Annotated in this window: 4 protein-coding genes; all 4 read right to left on the reverse strand. The window is 43.3% G+C overall.

Annotated elements, in window-relative coordinates:
* A partial coding sequence (gene yaaA / locus ACO4PX_RS08535) for a peroxide stress protein YaaA (protein ID WP_485572282.1) occupies nt 1–264 on the reverse strand: 264 nt, incomplete at its 3' end.
* Between the two features lie 74 nt (nt 265–338).
* Complete coding sequence (locus ACO4PX_RS08540) at nt 339–1,109, reverse strand: DNA/RNA nuclease SfsA (RefSeq protein WP_485572283.1); 771 nt, start codon at nt 1,107–1,109, stop codon at nt 339–341.
* Between the two features lie 176 nt (nt 1,110–1,285).
* Nucleotides 1,286–2,068, reverse strand: coding sequence for a ZIP family metal transporter (locus ACO4PX_RS08545; RefSeq protein WP_485572284.1), 783 nt, complete (start codon nt 2,066–2,068; stop codon nt 1,286–1,288).
* A 280-nt stretch (nt 2,069–2,348) separates the two neighbouring features.
* Nucleotides 2,349–3,473 (reverse strand): 5-methyltetrahydropteroyltriglutamate--homocysteine S-methyltransferase, encoded by a 1,125-nt coding sequence (locus ACO4PX_RS08550; RefSeq protein WP_485572285.1) that lies wholly within the window; start codon nt 3,471–3,473, stop codon nt 2,349–2,351.
* Between the last annotated feature and the right edge of the window lie 98 nt (nt 3,474–3,571).

Consider the following 3,571-nt stretch of genomic DNA (forward strand, 5'->3'; position numbering starts at 1 on the left):
CCTTTTCAAGTCCATTTTATCTATCCGTTCACTATTTTCCCTGGCCAAATCCTCATTACAGGCCCAAAGCTCTTTTAACTCTAAAAAAGAAAGAGATTTTAAATATTGTAAAAGGCGTTCCGTCTTTCCCGACAGATTCAATCCGCCTTTCAAAAATGTACTATTTTCCTCTGCTCCTGATTCCACAAAAAGAGGATAGCCTTGGTGAGGGATATCCAATTCAGATGTTTTCATTTTTTTCGCAGGAGAAATTATAATTTTCATAAAATACCTTTCCTCTAAAAACCAAGCTAACTATTCTCGAATTAAAAAATCATCCTTTTAAAACAAGTCAAAAGCTATGAAGAAATCCACATACCTTCCTTTGTCACGGTACAGGGTAAATACAGAATCTTTACCCCGGCCTGCCGGGCTTCTTCCAATGCGTCTCCAAAGACCTTATGGGTTTCCACATTCGGATATACCATAGAAACCTTGGGCATGGCAATCACAAAAGCCAAAATAGCGATATAGCCCTCCTGTATAGCCTTCGTAAGTTCCCTTAAATGCTTTACTCCACGTTCCGTCGGGGCATCCGGGAAATAACCGATGCCGTCCCTTTCCAAGGTACATCCCTTTACTTCTAAGAGATATTTACGGATATTCCCTGATACATTGAGAAGCTCCTGACTCTGCATTCCTATATTCTCAGCCCGCTGCTCCTTTCCAATTCTTTCTTCCCTTTTCCCATATTCCCAAAAGGCTTCCGGAAGAGCCATATCTCGTTCCATATAAAAATCCACTCTGGAATCCCGAAAAACATACTCCGGCTTTAGCTTTTCGAAGGCAAAGCCTCTGAGCCACTCCAAAACCACCTGATTCGGAGCCTGACTGTCGATGTTTACCAACCCCAACCCTGCCTTCTCCACCGCCACCAAATCAAAGGCAGTCTTACGATTGGGATTTCCGCTTTTCTCCAAATATACTTTAACCCCCGGTAGCAAGAGTTCCTTACAGCGCCCGGTATTTTTCACATGCACCGTTTCTACCTTACCCTCTATCTCCACATGGGCAATAAAACGATTTGGACGGTCCAAAAACTTTCCCTCAATAATATTTTGATACTGCATACTTCCTCTTATTTTCCCGGAAAATCCTCTGTCAATTTCTCCGTACAAAATCCCATGACAATGCCGGCTTAAGTTTTATCGTTATAGTAAGAACTAGGACAAAGCCACATCCCAATGCCATCATGCCCACAAGAACTAGGACAAAGCCACATTCAATGCCATCATACCCACAAGAATTAGGACAAAGCCACATCCAAAGCCATCATGACAGTAAAGCCCAGGGCAAAAAGTAAAACACCCACATTACTGTGCTTCCCCTCCGACATTTCCGGAATCAACTCTTCCACTACTACATAGAGCATAGCTCCCGCCGCAAAAGATAGGAAGATTGGCATATAAGGAGCAAAGATCGGTGCAAAGAAAATCATCAGTAAAGCCCCTAAGGGCTCCACCGCTCCGGATAATACACCGTTAAAGAAGGCTTTCCCCTTGCTTTGCCCCTTACTATGAAGCGGCAGGGAAATGATGGCTCCCTCCGGGAAATTTTGTAAGGCAATCCCCAGGGATAAGGCCAGGGCAGCTCCGGCAGTGATTTTCACCTCTCCGGTTAAGAGTCCTGCAAATACTACCCCCACCGCCATTCCTTCCGGAATATTATGAAGGGTTACCGCAAGGAGCATCATCGTAGTCCTTTGAAAAGAACTGGGCATTCCTTCGGCCTTATCTGCATTCTGATGCAAATGGGGGATAATCTTATCCAATGCCAATAAAAACAAGGTTCCCAACCAAAATCCCACGAAGGCGGGAAGAAAGGCCAGCTTTCCTAAATGAGCACTATCTTCCATAGCAGGAATCAACAAGCTCCAAATGGAAGCCGCTACCATAACGCCTGCCGCAAATCCGGTTAGCCCCTTCTGCACATTGGGATGAAAATCCCGTTTCATAATGAAAACGCAGGCCGCTCCCAGGCTTGTTCCAATAAAGGGAATCAAAATTCCCCAAAGCACTACACTATTCATAGATATTCCCTCGTTTACTCCTTACACTACTCTTTAAGCAAATTTTTCTACTTCTTTTATTGATTTTATTCAATTATATTGTTTGCAATATTTACAAACAGTATATCGAAAAACTTGTATTCTGGCAATAAAAAAATAGAAAAAAGCGCCAGAAGCTTTTAGGACCGGCTCTGACGCTTTTCTTTACAGGCTATGTTTATCTTCCTGATAGACTTAGCCCCATAGCTCTTGATTTGTCTTTGTGTATGACCTTCTATGAAATCATCCTTTTCTATCTTTTCTATGCGTCCTTCCAAACTTCCTTAGCGATTTCCTTTACCAGCTCCATCTTCGCCCACTGCTCTTCTTCTGTAAGCTTATTTCCGATTTCACAGGAAGCAAATCCGCACTGAGGACTTAAATACAGTCTATCTAGGGGAAGATATTTTGCCGCCTCATGAATTCTGGCAATGACATCTTCTTTCTTCTCTAATACAGGAGACTTCGTGGTAATTAAGCCTAAAACAACCTTCTTCTCTCCATTTACCTTAGCCAGGGACTCAAAACCGCCGGAGCGCTCATCATCAAACTCCAAGAAATAAGCACTTGGATTTTCCTCTCCGAAAAGTACATCCGCCACAGCATCATAGGCTCCCTCACAAGCATAGGTAGAGTGAAAGTTTCCACGGCAAATGTGGGTATTTACAATCATATCCTTCGGCGCATAATCAATGACCCTGTTATTAATGTCCTTACTGATTACCTGTAACTTGTTCAGCTCTTCTTTCTCGATTCCCAAGAAAAGATGACCTCTGGGGTCCGCAAACATTCCCCAGGTACAATCATCCAGCTGAAGATTACGACAACCTGCCTTATATAAATCGTCAATAAACTTCTCATAACCCGCTACGATATCATCTGCCAGTTCTTCCTCAGTCTTATAAAACTTCGCGGTGCTTGCACGGTTTAACGGGAAAATGAATTGCGCATAAAATTGTGCAGGAGCAGGAATGGTTTGCTTGGCCACAGTAACGCTGTCTTCAAACTGCTTTAAGAAACGGAAATGCTCCACAAAAGGATGCTCCTTCTCCAAGGCTAGCTTTCCTACCAGATAGGTATCATCAATCATGGCATCCTCTCCGTGGAAGGGTAATCCGGTTTTTGTCTCCTCATGGCCCGCACCGGAAAATCCCCACATGAAATCCAAATGCCAGGTGGCTCTGCGGAACTCTCCGTCCGTAATTACACGATAATCCAATGCTTTCAGCTTGGCTACCAACGCCGTAATACATTCGTCCTCTACCTTTTTCAATGCCGAGTAATCAATCTTCCCCTCATCAAAGGCCTTTCTTGCCTCCTTTAATTTCTCAGGCCGTAGAAAGCTTCCCACATAATCATAACGAAACGGTGTCTTTAATTCGCTCATTCTTTCCTCCTTTTCCTTACCACATGGCAAAATATCGCACACTCCCCATACGATACTTGTTAAAAATAAAAATCCCTCTCTATTGTAGAGGGAATTCT

This window comes from Oribacterium sp., from assembly GCF_057249185.1.